The sequence below is a fragment of the Methanoplanus limicola DSM 2279 genome (assembly GCF_000243255.1).
GTDB classification, from domain to species: Archaea; Halobacteriota; Methanomicrobia; order Methanomicrobiales; family Methanomicrobiaceae; genus Methanoplanus; species Methanoplanus limicola.
Genome location: NZ_CM001436.1, coordinates 1,552,352 through 1,570,745 on the forward strand (window position 1 = coordinate 1,552,352; position 18,394 = coordinate 1,570,745).

An 18,394-nucleotide genomic window follows, 5' to 3' on the forward strand; every position below is an offset into this window, starting at 1 on the left:
TTTTATTCATTCCGGAAGTTTAGACTTTTCCTCTCTCCGGACCTTATTTTTATCCTCATGGCATATTTTCCCGGAAAATTTCTCAAATAGTGAAATTACAGCGGGCATAACCACAATCCCGCCAATGAGGGAGAACCCTACTGTCAAAACTGTGACTGTTCCGAAATTCTGAATTATCGGTGATGTAGACAGCAGAAGGGCTGAAAAACCAAAAGCTGTTGTTAGTCCGGAGACTGAAACTGCTGTGCCAATCTTTTGTATTGATGTCTGAATTGCAGTAAGCATATCTTCGCCCTTCTCCTTCTCCTCCTGGTAGCGCTCCATTATAAGGATGGTATATTCGGATGCAATTCCGATCGTCATCGCACCAAGTGTTGCTGTCAGGAGCGAGTAGGTAAGACCAAATGAATACATAATCAGACCGTTCCACCCGACAATCATGACAATAGGAACAAGAGGGGATATTGCTGAAAAATTCCGGTACACAAGCAGCAGGAATATCAGAATCAGTATAAACCCAAGATAGGTCATAGGATTTTTGGTATCTTTTATTCCATTGATGAGGTCTGTAAACATAACCATCTGTCCGGTGTATGCAGCAGACATTCCGGGGTGCATTGTGTACCATTCAAGGTCTTTCTGCATATCCTCAACCAGTGACTGTGTTGCCGGAATTGAGATGTCCTCCAGACTAAACTGAATCACTGCTTCAGTATTGCCGTTTACATAACTCTCAATATTGCTCTTTGGGATTTTTTCCCAGACTTCATTTAATGTCTGTGCATCTGCCGGCAGGACACCATTATTGTATAGTTTCAGGTATGTGGCAATGCTTGTTGCACCTGTCAGATCGCTCTGCTTCTTAAGGGCATAATCACTAAATCCATCAATCCATTTTATGGTGTCAATATCCTTTACAGAATCTGCCTTTATGAATGTGGTAACCGAGCTTGTTGATCCAATGACACTTCCAAGTTTATCCATAGATACTTTGGCAGGCATACCCTGAGGAACCATTGAATCTTCATCAGTATCAATTATGACATTTCCGTCAAGCTGAAAGCCGATTACTGCCAGCATAAGCAGGATTATCACGATTGGTACAGGATTTTTTGCAATTTTAACAGCAATTTTGCCAAGCAGCTTATCATATCTCTCCATCATAGAGCCTTTGGAGATTTTATGAGTATTTACAGGATCGTGGTCACAGCCCCTCCAGTCAAACTGGCAGCTTTCGGCTTCGTCAAGTATGTTTCCGCTTTCTTTTGGAGTATAATTCATTATGAGGGCGAAGAGCGGCACAATTATCATTGCACATAGATAACAGCAGACAATTCCTATGATGCAGATTGTTCCGAAATCAGCAACCATCGGTGCAGGAGCGAGTGCTGAGAGTGCAATAAATCCAAGGGCAGTTGCAACCATTGCAAGGAGAATTGCCGGGCCGGAACTGGTGATTGTCGTGAATATGGCTTCTTTCATTGGTACACGGCGTATCTCCTCGTCAAATCTCGAATGGAACTGAATTGCATAATCAATTCCTATTCCTATCAGCACCGGAAATGCAGCCACAACTATTGAGCTAAGACCAATTCCTGCAAGACCCATGAATCCGAATGTAAGAATAATCCCACAGAATACAACAAATACTGGCAGCATTCTGTAGCGGACATGGCCAAATAAAAGTGCCATTGCAACGATCATCAGCAGCATTGCAAGCCCGATTAAAGTACCCATATTCTTCTGCATATCCTCTTTCATCTCAACAGTAAAAGAAGGACTGCCAGAGACAGTTACAGTTATTCCTGGTGGTGGCTCGGAAAACCTGATGACATTTTCAACATTTTTAACGAGACTTTCTGCGGCATCTTCCGGCATTCCTGTTTCAAGCGGGATGCTTGCAAGTGTCATTGTCTTTGATGGCAGTACCTTGCTCACATAATCCTCAGGAAGAAGCGCCAGCGCATCTTCTGTCTCACTTATTGAATCTGGAAGTTCTCCTCCGGTTGCAAGGCGAAGAAGGTCGGGAAGTCCGGTGACACCTGCGACATATCTCTCACCTTCCAGATCATTTTCCAGATTGTCAATATATTTTATTACCTGAGGGTCTGTTACATCATCTCCTTCAATAATAAGAATAATTGTATCTGAACTGAACTCATTTTCATAATGCAGAAGCAGTGACCCGACAGGTTTATCTGTGTCCAGGTAAGTCTTAGTCCCTGTTTCCATCTTTGTAAGGGTGGCACCGTACATTGCAAAGAGGAGAACTCCTATTACAATTCCGGCAACGATATATGGATGTCTGTTTATCGAATTTGCTATGTATTCAAATGGTGATCTCAAAAAAAATCCTCCCTTTTCTTAAAATTTTCCGGTTATAATTCAGAATGACAGAATATCTATTATTTTCCCGGAATAATCTGTTTAAGATCGCTGGACCTGTGTTTTTTAAATTGGTATTTTGGGCTTAGATAGTCTCTTATCAGTGACTCTGTAATTTTTGTCATCAGGTAATTGTCATCGTATTTGCCCGGCATTTCATTGGTTATCCTACATATCCCGGCAAAATTTATCATCTTTTCCCGTGAGTACAAAATATATGATGTGCGGCCTGAAGCAGTTTCACTCTCAAGATTTTTAATCGTATGAAGAATCAGGTCATCCGGAATAATATATTCTTCTGAATCTGCCTGGTGGAGCAATTCTATTAATGATATATAATATTTAGATGGAATAAATCCGGTTTCATTCCATATATGATAAGTTTCCGGACTGGATAACTCTTCATTTATTTCCTGGGGTTGGGCTTTATTCCTGATCATTTATACTGCCTCATGGCCTGCATAATAGTATCTGGAAAGAATCTAATATCAATGAGGTACAACTCATAGAGTTGTAAATGAAAAATAAGGTGATTGAAGCTCTGAAATTACTTGGACTGACCGAATATGAATCAAAAGCCTATGTTTCTATTGTGGGGCTGGGCATGTCCTCAGCGAGGGAGATACATGAAAACAGCGGTGTTCCTCTTGGAAGAATATACTCTGTATTGAAAGAACTGGCGGATAAGGGGTTTATTGATGTTCAGGAGGGAAACCCTTCTTATTATTCTTCACCTGATCCTTCAATAATCCTGAATTCATTCCGGATGGAAATTAACAAAAATATTGATGAATCTATAAAATATCTTGGAGATCTTCATTTAGGTACAAAACCTGTACCTCCTTTCTGGACCATACGGAGTGAATGGTCAATAAAGAACAGGGTTAAATCTCTTATTGTAAATGCTGAAAAAGAGATAATTTTTGTTGTTGATGATTTTAGTACTTTTAAGTGGGCATTAAGTGATGTTGTAAAAGCAAAAAAAAGACTGAATATTGAAATTTATGCCTCAAAAAAATCTGATTTTGAAGGAACCGGTTTAAGGATTACAGAGTTTTCTGAAAGATGGCAGAAGTTCATGAAAAATGTTGAGGAGAAGTCAATGAGATTTGATGGAAAAATAACAGAAAATAAGTTACTTATGATTATTGATGAATCAACGGCTTTTGTGATTAATTCTTCTGAGGAGGAGAACTACGGTACAATAATTATGATGCCGGCATTTGTTTTTATGCTTAAAAATAATATCAAAATTCTGGAAGGCAGCATATAATGAAGTATGTCAGTACATATGAAACTAAACGCTTAATTATTTAGATAATTGATACATTGTCAGGAAAATAAAAAATGATCAATAATAATCAGATATATGATACAATAATAATCGGTGGCGGGCCGGCCGGTCTTTTCTGTGCTGCAAATATCTCCATAGAACACGCAGAAAAAGGAAAATATAATGGAAATTCTGACAATAAAATTCTTATCCTGGAGAAGAAAAAACTCTGCGGGAGAAAACTCCTGATAACCGGGACAGGGCAGTGCAATATTACCAATAAGGAAGAGATAAAAAAATTTCCTGCACATTACGGTGGCAACGGGAATTTTCTTAAACCTTCTTTATCGTCTTTTTCAAACAGGGATCTCATCAGTTTCTTTGAGAGCAGGGGTCTGCCACTTGTTACAGATAAAAACGGCAAGGTTTTTCCGGAATCGAAAAAAGCTTCAGATGTTCTTGATATTTTAATTTCTGAATGTGAAAAGAAGGGAGTTCTGATAAAAACCGGTGATGCTGTAATTAAAACTGAATATCAGGACAATAAACGTCCCGGAGATTTGGGTCTGTCAGATATTAATCTCTCAGATGAGCATCCTGGAGGGAGATTTATAGTTCATACGGAGAATGACAGATACGAATGCAGAAATCTGGTTGTCGCAACCGGAGGAATGACCTATCCTGCAACAGGTTCAACAGGTGACGGTTATAAATTTGCCAGTGGTTTTGGGCATACTGTTATCAGTCCTTCACCTGCACTTGCTGCTGTTTATATCCGGGATTTTGAGCTATCTGATCTTTCAGGAATATCTTTTGAAGGCGTTAAAATATCTCTTTTCAGAGATAATTGTAAGATGTCGGAGCAGTCCGGTGATCTGCTGATAACCCATAAGGGGTTTTCAGGCCCCTGTATCCTTCATTTATCAAGGCATATTCTCCCGGGAGATATTCTTAAGATTTCTTTTATATCCGGAAAAAATCCTGAAATTTTCAGGCAGGATATAACTGAAAAAATTGAAGAAAGCAGTACAAAAACTGTCAGAAAGGTCCTGACTGAATCCGGACTCCCGGAGAGATTTGTGAAAAAATATCTTGAGATTTCCGGGATTTCTGCTGATCTTACCTGTGCTCACTTTAATAAGAAGATGAGAAACAGGATTATATCAGGACTTTTAGGTTATGAAGTCCTGGTGGATTCTCTCTCCGGGTTAAATGAAGCGATGGTAACAAAGGGCGGCGTTGATCTAAAGGAGATAAACCGGAAGACGCTGGAGTCTAAAATAATTCCCGGTCTTTATTTTATCGGTGAAGTATCTGATATTGACGGGGATACCGGTGGTTATAATCTTCAGGCGGCATTTTCAATGGCTTTTGCTGCCGCTCGTTCAATTTCCGGAAAAAAGTAATTCTGATTTTGATGTAATGGATTATCGACAATACCTGAGTTATAATTTACTCCTCCTGATTTGACTTAGATCAATATATTCTGGATGTCTGATACATAAAATTATATGTTTGAGCGATTATCTACTGTTGGTGTAGACTATGACCGGATATGCAAATCTTGAGGAGAAAGATCTCTCAGAACTAAAAGAGTGTGAAGAGAAGATGAATGTTGTTCTCCTGGCTGTCAAGAAGGAGCCAAAAGTAGCGGATCTTTCTGCTGAAGCATTAAAGACAATTCAGGATGTTGAGTCAAAGATTGGTTTTAAACTCGTAGCATACGAGTAAACCTGTTTCTCTGGCTATTTTACTTTTTTTATTTTTGTTATCCGGATTTTATTCTGCTCTTTTTAATCAGGTTTAATCTGTGATTTGTGCAGCATTATCTGTCTATATGTCCCTCTCTCATAATTTGCTCTGATAATGTGACCTGGGGCAAATATAATTCCTGAATCTGTCCAATATATTTTATGGTGCAGAGAACTTATCCCGGCAGATGCCTCATCTCCGGGTCAGATACAACAAAGCGGAAGGCAGAGAGTGAGATTATTCTTTCGCTGAATAAATATCGCAGAGAAGAGTCTGAACCTGTTTCATGGCTTATTCTTTTCACTGGATTCAGAAATCCTAAATTCTGGCTCTATCTTCTCGTAGATCGAAATTCAACCCTTAAAGATATAGATCAGAAGTTAAGGGATGTCTGGCTTGAATGCTGCGGTCATCTTTCATCGTTTTATATAGCCGGAAAGGAATATGAATCTGATCCGTCTGAAGATTTAGAATATGGCAAAGGACTTGATATGGCTGATGTTACTGTAGATAAGCTCTTAACAGTAAACCTTACAGGAAAGCACGTATATGACAATGGAAGCCCGACTACTCTGTATTTTAAGGTTATATGTGAACTTCCTTACCGGACAAAAGAAGGCAGAAAAACAGAGATCGTTGCCAGAAATAAAAGACCGGAAATATTCTGTTCAAAATGCGGAAGGCCGGCAACCTATATATTCCGCCTTTATGAAGATCAGGATGACATATTTTACTGCGATAAATGCCACATAAAACATAAATCCGGTGATGATGCCTGGCTTTTGGCTGCAAATTCCCCCCGTTCAGGAGTCTGTGGATACGAAGGCGGACTGGCTGATGATGAATGCTGAGATATGTTTCCGGTCAAAATTCCCGGAGGTATTCTTACCACATCACTTATTAATTCTGATGTAGAATACTGATTAGAAAAATATCATGTTTGTAGTATTACTGAAATACATTACAGAAACGGAAATGATTGACAATTATCTTCCGGCGCACAGGGATTACCTTACCGAACAATATCAAAACGGGAATTTTATTATCTCCGGAAGACAGATACCACGTACAGGCGGTATTATTTTTGCAAATGTGTGCAGCAGGGATGAACTGGAAGGAATAATCGAAAAAGATCCTTTTAAAATTAATAACATTGCCGATTATGAATTCATTGAATTTGAACCCACTATGTCATGTGAAGAACTTGAGTGGATTCTCTGAATAATTAAAAAATGTATTTTTCCGGTAGGAAAAAATAATTTACCAGGTTTCTTTTAAAAAATCCGGGAATCAGTCAGGCTCTCGTTTAAATTTGGCATCTGAGAATTTTCTTATTTATTTATCTGTATATACTTACAGAATTTATCAATGTCCCTGAATAATCCTGCGTTCTCTTTAATCCATTCAATACTCTTATTCCACCATTTGAATTCTTTCAGAAGTGAGATCTGATCTTCATTAAAACGGTATTTAATAATTTTTGCCGGAGACCCTGCAGCTATTGCATAGTCCGGAACATCTTTTGTCACAACCGAACCTGCACCTATTATTGCCCCGTCACCTATTGTTTTTCCGTCAAGTATGGTGCATCCGGTACCGATCCAGACATCATTCCCTATTTTTATTGGCAGACTCTCCTGAAAGACAGTTTCATCTGTAAAAGAAGCCAGTACCCCCGGATTCCACTTTGAATAAAATGCCGGATGAGTTGCAACAAAAGTTCCGGAAGGATGAAAACCATATCCGATTCTGTTATGCAGGGCAATTGAACAGAACTTCCCGACTGTGGTATTATGCATGCCCGACCAGGTATATGTGTAATCTCCTATAACAGATGATGAAATCCCTACTCCCGGATGTATGACCACGTTATCGCCGAGTTTGCAGTCCGGAAATACTACTGCACCTTCAAAGATAACTGCACCCGGAAATTTCTTCATCAGTTCATAATTGAGTTTTTTTCCATCGTGGTACGCCGCATACTGACCGATACATCCGTCTTCCATCGGATTTCCGGTAAAATTAAATCTCTCATCTTTGGGATCAAACATACAGGAATAATTGAATGGAAATGATAAATATATTCTTCATTTGTACGGATGAAAGGAAAAAGTTAGAGATTATTATAAAGAAGATTTACTCTCTTTTTTGATTATGTTCTCAGTACCTGCATAAAATGTCAGAATTGCCGGCATTATAAAAATTGCACCTATAAGCGAGAACCCTACCGCAATGACAGTTGAAAGACCGAAGGTGCCGATGATTGGAAATGCCGAGAGCATGAGGGCCGAAAAACCGCTTGCAGTGACAAGTCCCGATACTGTTATTGCAGAGCCGATTTTTTTAACCGCAGTTATAATAGCTTCCGTCTTATCTCCGGATTTCTCATACTCTTCGATATATCTCTCCATGACAAGAATTGTATATTCGGATGCAACTCCTATCGTCATTGAACCCAGGCAGGCACTGATTGGATTATATTCCATCCCAAGAATCAGCATTGCGACTGTATTCCAGCCGACAATACATATTATGGGTACTACGGGTGTTGCTGCAACCAGTTTTCTGTATGCAAAAAGCAGGAAGAGGAATATCAGGATAAATCCTGTAATTGTCATCTGGTCTTTGCTCTCTGCAATCTGGGATATCAGGGCAGTATACAGGTCAAAATCGCCTGTGGGGAAGAGTTCTATACCCGCCGGAGGATTAAGCCAGGTAATATCTGCTGAAACCGCTGCCTTAAGTTCACTCTCTTCATCCATTGAGAGACTTACTGTTGAAAATGAAACCACTGCTTCATCCGGTCCCTGAAGATAGGGATTTTTTTTATCATCCGGAATTTCTTCAAGGATATAGTTCAGAGTCCCCTGGTCATCTGGAATCTCATTGTTATTGTATTTCCGGATAATAGTTGCAATACTGTCAACTCCGGTGATTTCTTCATGATTGTCCTCAGCAAAACTGCCAAATCTGTCAATCCATTGTATTACTTCGATATTTGTAAGCTCATCCCCTTTTATGTAATAGGGAAAGGCAGTCACAGATCCTGCGACATCCTGCACTTTATCAAGGGATAACTGTGCAGGAAGGTCAGGCGGTGCCATGTCTTTGGTACTTGTATCTATTGCAATAGTTGAATCGGTTACCACACCGATGTACGCAACTGAGACTGCAATTATTAATATCGGAACTGATACCCTGACGATCTTTTTGGATAACCTGCCAAGGACATGATCGTATGCTGACATTATTCTGTGTGCAGGGCCGCTGTTGTCATATTTCGGCTCGTATGACATGACTGATGCAATTGCCGGGAATCCGAATAGTGCAGTTAAATAACTGCATGCAACTCCGATTATTGCCACAATTCCAAAACTCTGAATCATTGGAATCGGGGTTAAAATCATTGCAATAAAACCCATTGTAGTTGCAAGCATTGCAAGGAGGACTGCCGGACCTGTGTTTGATACTGTTTCAAGCACTGAATCATGTATTGACTGGTCTTTTCTTCTCTCCTCGTCAAATCTTGCATGAAACTGAACTGCATAATCTATACCGAGGCCAAGAAGAATCGGCAGTGCTGCTACAGCACCGTTGTTAAACGGAATATTAAATGCACCCATAAAGCCGAAGGTGTAAATTAAACTTACAAGCAGAAGCACAATCGGCAGATACCAGTGTCTCATATTTGAGAAGAGAATGCCAAGAACGACAAACATCAGGGCAAATGCACCAAGGACAAGTACAATACCATTCTCAACCATTGCTGTCTGCATCTCAACATTATACGGTGTGCCGCCTGTGACCTCAATATAAACTCCCGGCGGAAGAACGGCAGTATCAACAATTGACTGCACACCGGGGAGAATTGTGGCTGAAATGTCAGTTGATATCCCCTGTTCAACTTCTATATATGCAATGGCGGTTTCACTGTCAGGTATAAACATCCCGGAATCTTTTTCCGGCAGAAGTGAAATCAGTTCATTTATATCTTTGTTATTATCCGGCAGAACTCCGCCGTTCATTTCTGAAACAATATCTGCAATTGACGTTGATGATTTGATATAATCAAGTCTGTTTATCTGCTCCTCCAGTATCAGCAGATCTTTTAGCAGTTCGTAATCGGCAGGATTTGCAGTCTGAATTAAAAGTATATAGGTGTCAGATACAAAATTGTCATTGTACTGGTCATAGATTATCCCCTTAGGAGTTGATTTGTCAAGATACTGATCTGACATATTCTGCGATTTTATATACGTTGTGAAATATCCGGCGCAGATGAAAAGAACAACCAGTAACAGAAGGATTGTCTTCGGATGCCTGTTTATTATCTCTCCGGTTTTCCGGTATGCTTCATTTAACCCTGACATTAATTAGACTCCTGTCTTCAATCCGGATTTTAGACATTATTTTATTCCTGTATTTTTTTGCGGACATATTTTTCAGAAATCCCGGAAGGTCAATCTTACTCCGGCCAATTATATTTTAAAGACCTGAAGGTAAAAAAACCGGATACTCCACCTTTTTCTTTCATATTTTTCTGTACCGGAGAATTTTATCACAATGGCAGATATAATTTCTTATTTTAACTGAATAAAATGGATATTTTTTCTTTACCTGTGATAGCTGTTCTTTGTGGTGAAATTGTCAATATGATAATAAGAACAATTCAATATCACTTATATTATTTGAGAGCATATCCTGAATAACCAGTGATAACAATGAAAAGAATATCTTTCTTCTTCCTTGCCGTATTTATCATATTTACGGCAGTCATAATCCCGGCATCAGCCGGAGATAAATTTTATTCAAACGGACCTGAACTTTCTGCGGCGGTTCAGGGGACAAATGAGCTGCCTCCCGGACTTGATACGACGATTGTGATTCTTGTTGAAAACCGTGGGCTTATAGATATGAAATTTGTCAAGGCAACGGATATAACTCCGGATTACAGCCCGACTACCGCAAAGTCTGTAAAGGCATCACTTATGCCAGGAGATTCTCCCCTGACTGTAAAATCCGCCCATCAGATATTGGGTGACATTCCTTCAGGGTATTACAAACCGGCAGAATTTGAGATTAATATCCCGAAGGATGCAAAGGAGGGAAGTTACGAAATTCTTCTGAAGGTCGAATATGAATATATGTATAATGCTGATCAGTCGGGCACTGATGAAATCTCATATACCTTCAAAAAAGTATCTGAGGAAATTCCGGTTAAGATAATCATTAAACCGTCACTTCACCTCAAAGTTGAGAGCGTAAGTTCTGAAGAGCTTTATGCCGGAGGTGAGGGCTATGTCACAATCAAGATTAAAAATGACGGTTCTGACGATGGTAAAGAGACAGCAATATTCATTCAGCCGGTTGGAAAAAGCCCCATAACTCCGGTTGAGGACAGTGTATATATTGGTGATATGAATTCCGGAGATGTGGTCAGTGTCAGATTTAAAGTTTCGGTCTCAAAGGATGCCGATCCAACACAGGTCTATCCGGTGCAGGTCTATGCGGCATATAAGAATTATGAAGATCAGGTTCAGAAGACCGCTCCTGTATCTGTCGGAGTCGGATTTAAAGGGAAGATCCAGTTTAAGTCTACCGGAGATCCGACTGTCGTCAGTTCCGGTGAAGACGCATTGATATATGTCACTTACAAAAACACCGGAGATTCGACTGCATATCAGGCAGAGGGGAGAATTAGTGTTGTTGATCCCTTCTCAAGTGATGACTCCAATGTTTATCTTGGTAATTTAAAACCCGGAGATTCAGTGCAGAGCATCTATAAAGTAAAAGTATCTGCTGATGCAACTGCAAAGGAATATGCACTTGACTCTGAGATCCGGTATAATGATGCTGAGAATAATAATTATGTCTCAGATACTGTCAAAGTTCTGGTGTCTGTTGAGAAGAGGTCAGACAGTACGATGTTTATTGCCGGATTTTTGGTGCTTGTTATCCTTCTTGCAATGGGAGCATGGTTTTATTCCAGAAAGAAGAACGGTAAATAACTGACTGGAAAAGATTATGATAATATTTGATATTATAATATTTTTATTCCGGTGGATTAAAGAGAATGTCACATCTGTTGTGCCTGACCCTCATATTTCAGGCAAAATGAGTTCTTCTCTGACCGGTTGTGTTCTTGCTGCTGCACTGTTGATCTGCATGCTTGTTATGCCGGTATCTGGTGCGGGTGAGAAATTTATCTGGAGTGAACCAAAGCTTACTGCAACAATTGAAGGTTCAAATGAGTTCTTCCCCGGAAATACATATCCTGTGACTATTTTGATTGAGAATAAAGCTGTTGATACTGAAGAGCTTTTAGGGCTGGAGTATCCAATGGTGGAGACTGATCCGGCAACTGCACTCGGCACTGATGCTGCTTTAACATCCGGTGATGCACCTGTAAACGTAAAGAGTGACAGCTATATGGTGGGTGATATCGAACAGGGTGAAAGCCTTACAGTTACATATTTTATTTATATTGACGATGAGGCAGAGGCAGGCAATTATAATCTGTTCTTAATGACTGAATCCAGATATGTTTTCTCCGGTTATTTTGACGAGTCGGGGGAGTTGAGGTACGATTTCAGAAATTCTCTCCAGGAAATTGAAATTCCGGTAAAGGTTAAGGGGAAATTTATTCCATCGGATCTGAATGTCACAACAGAAAACCTGAATTCCGGAAAGGAAGGCTATATCAATGTTGGTTTTGTCAATTCCGGTTATGCTTCCGGAAAAGATGCCGAAGCAGAGATTATTATGTCGCCCTATTCTCCGGTAAAGATTGAGGAAGGCTGTGTATATCTCGGTGATATAGCTTTTGGAGATTCCGGCAATGCCAGGTTTAAGGCAGTCGTTTCCGGAGATGTTGAGAGCGGAGTATATCCGGCAGAGTTTATTGTAATGTATACTGATGAATCTGGTAATTCAGCGAAGTCCGAGGCTGAAATTGTCGGAATTCCGGTTGGCAAAGGTCCGAAATTTGATATTTTGTCTGAAGAATTTGTATTTTCTCCGGGAGAAACCAGAAGCTTTAGTGTCAGTTACAGAAATACCGGAGATGCAACTGCATATGGTGCAAATTCAAAAATTACTGCAAAAAATCCGTTTAAGGCAGTGACTGATTCAGTAATTCTGGGTGATATTGCGCCGGGAGAGACAGTCACTGCTGAATATAAACTATCACTTGGGGGAACGGCAATTTTAAAGCCCTATGCGTTAAATTCTGAGATAAAATACAGAGATGAATCTGATAATCTCTGCCTTTCCGATGAACTGAAGGTGGAATTTGTTGCAGTAAATAAGTCCGGCATTGGTGAACTGGTTACAAATCCTGTAGTAGATGCTGTCATTCTGGCAGTTATTCTCTTTGGATTGTACTATTCACTGAGAAGAAAGAAGAATTAGATCAAATTCAGAACAATATTGATCTAATTTATTCAGAATGCGTTTCATGTGAATTTTTGGGGGTTATTTCTTTTTTTAAATATTCTGTAAATTTCCGGTTAAGATTCCCGCTTTATATTTTTCCGGTCTGTTTTTCCCTGAGGTATTTCAGTACACATTTAACTTCTGAACACAAAAATTAAGGGATAAATCTTTTTAGTGAGATAATTTATGAACTATCATTACAGTAATTACATCATTACCGGATGCATATTTTTCCTGGCATTTATCTGTGCCGGGGCATCTGCTGTTACAGTTACAGTCAGTCCCGGATATATTCAGGAAGGAGATACTATCACAATAGGCATTCAGGATCTGGCTGACGAAAGCATATTCGGACTCAGGATGCAGTCTGATATGAATGTTGAAGGTTCTGAAAGTTTTGCCTTTGAGGCAACCAGTGTTTTCCTTCCATTTTCGCTTGAAAAACCTGATGTATATGTTAGGGCAGAACCCGTAATCAGCGCCGGTTTAAGGGCACAGAATGACGGTTCAGTTAAGTCAGCTGAATATATCGCAGGTGAAGATAAAATTGTGGATTTCTCTCAGGGACTTGACAGTTTAGGTTCCGGAACTGTTGATTCTCTGAAACTTTTTGGTGAAATGGATACAGGGACTTCAACTGTTAATCTTACACTCCAGCTTGAAGGCAAAAAGAACGGTGCTGACGATTCATCAATAACTTTCGGTCTTAAGGGTATGGATGAGGGTAATGCTGTTATAACCGTTCTTGTTGACGGTGAAGTGATTTCTTCAGAAGATATTAAAGTGGGAGGAACACCTCCGGTTCCTGTGGCGAATTTCACTGCCGGGAATCTGACCGGTGTGGATACACTTACAGTTCAGTTCAGCGATCTCTCATCGGGCAGTCCTTCAGAATGGTTATGGGATTTTGGGGATGGTAATACATCAGATGAAAAGAACCCCGAATATACATATGCAGCACCGGGAGTTTATGACGTAACTCTTACTGTGACAAATGCAGGCGGTTCTGATACAGTGACAAAATATGAATTTATCAGTATAAGGTCATCTGCCACCGGTGCAGTTCTGACTCTTCCTGATGTTACTGTACCAAAAGATGGATATACGATAATTCCGGTTTATCTGAGCAATTGTTCCGGAATTAAAAGCCTTTCAGGTACTGCTTCATATGATCCTGCGATAGTGAATGTCACCGGCCTTAGTATTCTGAATTCTGCATTTGAGGGTGCTGAAATGAGTGTATGGTATGAGGAATATGGAGCACGGCTTGAATTTAATAATGATTATGGGTTCACATCCGAAAATCCGGTAGTTCTCTTTGAAATTGTTGTAAGAGGTACCGGAATTCCGGGTGAAACAACTCATCTCCCGATTACAGATCCGGAATGTAAGAGTGCTGAAGGAATAATTTACGGGGGTGTTTACAATTCGGGAAACATTACAGTCGGGGTAAAGGGTGATTTCAATGGGAATGGTGTTGTTGATATCGGAGATGTCTCAAAAGTTGCATATATGGTTGCAGATAAGGAAACCCTTGATCCAGCAGCAGATTTCAATGAAAATTATGTTGTTGAGGTAGGTGATGCGGCAAAGATTGCTTATTTTATCATTGGAAGGATTTCAGCATTATAGTTATGCCTGATCTCCGGATATGGGCGATCTCATTGCCTTCTAATTTTATCTGTGGCTGATATGATCTGTCACAAATGTTTTTTTTACAGCTCCTATGAAACAATACACCGTTTCATTCATTATCTGTGAACCAGCTTGTTCATGAGTGACTATTTTGTAATATTAATCTTTTATTATTCTGAAAATTCTTAATTTTTCTAGGCATTCCTGCGAACTCTGAATTTTGAGCATTATTTTAAATTTAAAATATTATTGTTATATTGTGGTATGATTCTCTAAAAAGATTTGCCGGGTATTATCAGAGGCTGTTGCGTGAATAAAATTTGGTGGACTGATGGATAAATTATTTATATTTATTGGTTGAAAATTGTCAAAAAAATATCCGTTTGCCAAATAAAATTATCTTATTATCTACAAAAAAATAACCGTGCAACAGCCTCATCAGCTTTCTATTATTTCAGCTCAATGTATGGAATTGTAGTCAGAAGTTCACTCTGAAGGGTATCAAAGCCGATTCTCTCCATGAAACGTGCTGTCCTCTCTCCTGGTTTACCACTAATTTTATAATATTCAAGCAGGCGTTTTGTCAGGTCAAGAGCCTCATCCTTTGTAATGTTCTTAGCTATTACATCGGCTATTCTTGGTCTTCCGCCGGAGTTACCTCCAAATGTTACGGTCCATCCTTTACCTGAGCCAAATATTCCAATGTCACGGACATAACTCTCACCGCAGCATCTTGGACAGCCGGATATGCCGAATTTCAGTTTTGCATGAAGATTTAGATCTTTGTATAATTCCTCTATCTCAAGACCAAGTGAAAGTGAGTCCTGATTTCCGTACTTGCATACTGCTGTGCCGGGACAGGTCTGCACATAATGAAGGCAGGGTGCAGTAGCCTCTCCAATAGGCATTCCAAGTTCTGTTTTAATATTTTCAATATCTTCTTTTTTAATACCTACCAGGACCATTCTTTGTCCTGATGTCATTTTAATGATTGGAATATCATATTTTTTGACAGTTTTTACAATATCTTCAAGATTTTTTGTTGTGACTATCCCTGCCGGACTTCTGGGGACAATGGCATAAGTCTCTCTGTCTCTCTGGATTATTGCTCCTCGTATTTTCTCAGTCATGATCATTTCTCCTCCCTTACTAAAGGAATTGATTCACCATCTGTTATTATAATATATATTACTGACGTGGTCCGGAAATTTCATCTTTCGGTTTCATGGGTAAGGATGAATTGTATTGGTTTATATTGCCGGATTTTTGCTGCAAATTGTTATGCTCTCCGGAAATAGGGTCGGGATAAATAATTGTCTTTCTTAACATTCATTTCAGCTGCTTCTCCCTCACGATGGTTATTTATAATAATATGGCATATTTTTAAAAATTGGTATTATGTCATCCGAAATTGTCAACCGGAATAATTATTGGCAGGTATTTATTTCATGTATTTAGTAGTAATTAATAAAACAATCTGTAAAACATTCTGTTGCAGATTATGGTGTGGTGCTGATTATGGGGCAGATGTTTAATCCGGATGATTAAATTTTAATCAGATGTGTGGTTGTGATCTAATAAAGAATGCTCGTGAATTGCAGGTGGTATAATAATTTCATAAGAATTACTTATGATTAAGCAATTTATCCATTTGCAGGTGATTGATAATTGCTGTAAAACTGTATCATAAGAATTCATCAGATATGATTAAGCAATTTATCCATTTGCAGGTGATTGAGAGTATAAATATTATGTTCGGTATATTATTTTGGTCTATAACAAATTCTGAAAAATCCGGAATTGGGGAGTAATACAGAATTATGATTTTTGTATCGGCTATATTTCTGTTCACTGGAATTTTTGGTTTAATACTGATCTCCTTTGTTCTTGCAAAGAAACCATCCAGTACTTCCAATGTATTTATACTGCTTCTGCTGGCAGTATCATATTACTCAATTACATATGGTATAGAACTGGCACTTACTGATCCGGAGCAGATATTGCTGATGATTCGGATCGAATACTTTGGGATTGTATTTATACCCCCGCTATGGCTGATATTTGTTTTAACTTATACCCGGCATGGTGATGAGCTGAAATTTCCGGTTTACGCATTGTTCTTTTCAATTCCGGTTCTTACTCTTATTGTTATAAATTCCGGGTATCTTATACCTCTTCTGTATCAGTCTGTGGATTTTGTTAAATATGGTGACCTGCTGCTGCTGTCCATTAATCCCGGACTTGTATATCTCCTGAATGCATCATATTTTATACTTGCTTTTGCTGCCGGAATTATTGTTCTTTTTGATTTTTTACCCGGAACTTACGGGATAATTAAAAAACAGGTTACAATTATAATTTATGGAGCTGTAATCCCTCTTGCTGCATATATTGCTTATATTTTCATTTTAGGGCCATATTATCATATTGATATATCACCTCTGGCCTTCCTCTCTGTCTCTGTTATAACTTTCTGGGCATTATTCCGGTACAGGCTATTCTCGCTTACACCTCTTGCATATGATCTGATATTCCATGCTATACCTTCAGGAGTGCTGATAGTTGATAATTCCGGTTATGTTATTGGAGCGAATGATTCTGTGGATAAGCTTTTGGAATGCAATATCAGGGAAGATTCCGGGAAACTTATCTCTGAATACTATTTTGACTGGCCTGAATTTGATGCATATATTAGTGATATTCTTAAAAATAATCCTGTCACCCGGGAGGTGGAACTCTCTTATCAGCATGGTGACTTAAGTAAAACGATCAATATACGGACAACTCCGTTAAAGGACAGGTACGGACATAATGAAGGACTGATCATTATTCTCCTTGATGTGACTGAGCGCAGAAATGCTGAGGAAACATTGCGTAAAAGTGAGGGGAGATTCAGAAACCTCTTTTTACAGTCGCCTGTAGCTTATCAGTCGTTAAACTGTGATGGTGAAATTATTGAAATTAATCCTGAATGGAGTAATATTTTAGGGTATGAAAGAGAAGAGGTATTAGGCAAACCATTTTCTTCTTTCTTTTCTGAGAGGACCTCCCATTTATTTATAGATTATTTCAGGAATTTTTTAACTGAGGGTTCAATATACAGGGAACTGGAACTGGTCAATAAAAGCGGTCAGATAATTACAGCAATAATTTCCGGGCGAATTCAGCGCGATTCCGAATATAATTTTGTGCGGACACATTGTATTCTGCATGATATAACGGCCCGGAAGAAAAATGAAGAATCTTTGAATCAGGCTAACAAAAAGCTTAACCTTCTCTCCGGAATAACCCGGCATGACATCTTAAATCAGCTCACAATACTGAAAGGTTATCAGGACTTATCCATGGAATATCTCAGTGAAACAGTTAATTCAGATTCACTGTTAATGAAATATCTTGAGAAGGAATCTTCTGCGGCAGATATTATTCATCAGCAGATCAAATTTACGGAAGATTATCAGGATATCGGAATTCAGTCCCCTAAATGGCAGAATGTTAAAAATATATTTGTCCGGTCTGTTCAGTATATTGATTCAAACGGAGTAGATATCCTTGTAGATGTGGGGAATATTGAAATTTATGCCGATCCTCTTTTGGAGAAGGTTTTTTACAATCTTGTTGAAAATGCGCTTCATTATGGAGATAAGCTGACTAAAATTTCGCTTTCCTTAATTAAGGAGGATGAATTCGTAATTCTGGTCTTTGAGGATGACGGAATCGGGATTCCTGAGAGTGAAAAGGAGAATATTTTTAATCGGAAATATTTCAGAAATACAGGGCTTGGGATGTTTTTATCACGGGAGATTCTTTCAATCACGGGTATTAATATAAAAGAGACCGGTATTCCGGGTGAAGGGGCAAGGTTTGAGATTATAGTTCCAAAAGGGTCCTATCGCTTAGATGTTGTTCTCTGAA

14 protein-coding genes are annotated in these 18,394 nt (G+C 39.1%); 9 read left to right on the forward strand and 5 right to left on the reverse strand.

Annotation, left to right across the window (positions count from 1 at the left end):
* Positions 1–6: 6 nt before the first annotated feature.
* Positions 7–2,346: an efflux RND transporter permease subunit gene (locus tag METLIM_RS07485; RefSeq protein ID WP_004077347.1), complete on the reverse strand. Its 2,340-nt coding sequence runs from the start codon at positions 2,344–2,346 to the stop codon at positions 7–9.
* A gap of 59 nt (positions 2,347–2,405) precedes the next feature.
* Complete coding sequence (locus tag METLIM_RS07490) at positions 2,406–2,825, reverse strand: hypothetical protein (protein WP_004077348.1); 420 nt, start codon at positions 2,823–2,825, stop codon at positions 2,406–2,408.
* 77 nt (positions 2,826–2,902) lie between these two features.
* Here METLIM_RS07490 and METLIM_RS07495 point away from each other — a divergent pair, with 77 nt between their 5' ends.
* From METLIM_RS07495 to METLIM_RS07515, 5 genes are all read left to right on the forward strand, one after another.
* Positions 2,903–3,658 carry a TrmB family transcriptional regulator gene (locus METLIM_RS07495; RefSeq protein WP_004077349.1) on the forward strand — a complete coding sequence of 252 codons (756 nt, stop codon included), beginning with the start codon at positions 2,903–2,905 and terminating at the stop codon, positions 3,656–3,658.
* Positions 3,659–3,732: 74 nt separating this feature from the next.
* Positions 3,733–5,064 (forward strand): BaiN/RdsA family NAD(P)/FAD-dependent oxidoreductase, encoded by a 1,332-nt coding sequence (locus tag METLIM_RS07500; RefSeq protein ID WP_004077350.1) that lies wholly within the window; start codon positions 3,733–3,735, stop codon positions 5,062–5,064.
* A 139-nt stretch (positions 5,065–5,203) separates the two neighbouring features.
* The gene (locus METLIM_RS07505; protein WP_004077351.1) at positions 5,204–5,389 is read left to right on the forward strand and encodes a hypothetical protein; all 186 of its coding nucleotides are present in this window, start codon (positions 5,204–5,206) and stop codon (positions 5,387–5,389) included.
* A 182-nt stretch (positions 5,390–5,571) separates the two neighbouring features.
* A complete protein-coding gene (locus tag METLIM_RS07510) occupies positions 5,572–6,261 on the forward strand; it encodes a hypothetical protein (protein WP_004077352.1) in 690 nt (229 codons plus the stop codon).
* 85 nt (positions 6,262–6,346) lie between these two features.
* The gene (locus tag METLIM_RS07515; RefSeq protein WP_004077353.1) at positions 6,347–6,631 is read left to right on the forward strand and encodes a YciI family protein; all 285 of its coding nucleotides are present in this window, start codon (positions 6,347–6,349) and stop codon (positions 6,629–6,631) included.
* Positions 6,632–6,741: 110 nt separating this feature from the next.
* On the opposite strand, the gene METLIM_RS17545 is transcribed toward METLIM_RS07515, so the two are convergent.
* Both METLIM_RS17545 and METLIM_RS07525 read right to left on the reverse strand, forming a co-directional pair.
* Positions 6,742–7,416 carry a CatB-related O-acetyltransferase gene (locus tag METLIM_RS17545; protein ID WP_157202257.1) on the reverse strand — a complete coding sequence of 225 codons (675 nt, stop codon included), beginning with the start codon at positions 7,414–7,416 and terminating at the stop codon, positions 6,742–6,744.
* Between the two features lie 117 nt (positions 7,417–7,533).
* Complete coding sequence (locus METLIM_RS07525; protein ID WP_004077355.1) at positions 7,534–9,780, reverse strand: efflux RND transporter permease subunit; 2,247 nt, start codon at positions 9,778–9,780, stop codon at positions 7,534–7,536.
* A gap of 351 nt (positions 9,781–10,131) precedes the next feature.
* On the opposite strand from METLIM_RS07525, the gene METLIM_RS07530 reads away from it, so the two are divergent.
* The 3 genes from METLIM_RS07530 to METLIM_RS07540 all read left to right on the forward strand — a co-directional run bounded on the left by METLIM_RS07530 (position 10,132) and on the right by METLIM_RS07540 (position 14,476).
* On the forward strand, positions 10,132–11,418 hold the full coding sequence (locus METLIM_RS07530) for a COG1361 S-layer family protein (protein ID WP_004077356.1): 1,287 nt from the start codon (positions 10,132–10,134) through the stop codon (positions 11,416–11,418).
* 16 nt (positions 11,419–11,434) lie between these two features.
* The gene (locus METLIM_RS07535) at positions 11,435–12,820 is read left to right on the forward strand and encodes a COG1361 S-layer family protein (protein WP_004077357.1); all 1,386 of its coding nucleotides are present in this window, start codon (positions 11,435–11,437) and stop codon (positions 12,818–12,820) included.
* Positions 12,821–13,030: 210 nt separating this feature from the next.
* A complete protein-coding gene (locus METLIM_RS07540) occupies positions 13,031–14,476 on the forward strand; it encodes a PKD domain-containing protein (RefSeq protein ID WP_004077358.1) in 1,446 nt (481 codons plus the stop codon).
* Between the two features lie 452 nt (positions 14,477–14,928).
* Here the strand turns inward: METLIM_RS07540 and METLIM_RS07545 are convergent, their stop codons facing one another.
* The gene (locus tag METLIM_RS07545) at positions 14,929–15,609 is read right to left on the reverse strand and encodes a nitrite/sulfite reductase domain-containing protein (protein WP_004077359.1); all 681 of its coding nucleotides are present in this window, start codon (positions 15,607–15,609) and stop codon (positions 14,929–14,931) included.
* A 690-nt stretch (positions 15,610–16,299) separates the two neighbouring features.
* Here METLIM_RS07545 and METLIM_RS15565 point away from each other — a divergent pair.
* Positions 16,300–18,393 (forward strand): histidine kinase N-terminal 7TM domain-containing protein, encoded by a 2,094-nt coding sequence (locus tag METLIM_RS15565; RefSeq protein WP_004077360.1) that lies wholly within the window; start codon positions 16,300–16,302, stop codon positions 18,391–18,393.
* Position 18,394: the final 1 nt, after the last annotated feature.